Consider the following 219-nt stretch of genomic DNA (forward strand, 5'->3'; position numbering starts at 1 on the left):
GGAGGGGGATCGGCCGGCTGTTGCTGGAACTGGCCGAGCGCAAGGCGGTCGAAGCAGGACGTGCCGAGCTTCGTCTGCTGACCAACGGCGCCTTCGCGGCGAATGTGTCGCTGTACAAAAGGTATGGCTATGTCATCGATAGGGAAGAGCCGTTCATGGGCGGGATGACGGTCTATATGAGCAAGAGGCTCGCGGGATCACCGGCGATCTGAGGGAGGG

At 62.1% G+C, this 219-nt stretch carries 1 pseudogene; it reads left to right on the top strand.

The features are described from left to right. Window positions 1-212 (top strand): annotated as a pseudogene (locus EOB49_RS36225) (GNAT family N-acetyltransferase); the annotation flags it as partial. Between the last annotated feature and the right edge of the window lie 7 nt (window positions 213-219).

The sequence above is a fragment of the Mesorhizobium sp. M7A.F.Ca.MR.148.00.0.0 genome, from assembly GCF_003997735.1.
Lineage (GTDB): Bacteria > Pseudomonadota > Alphaproteobacteria > Rhizobiales > Rhizobiaceae > Mesorhizobium.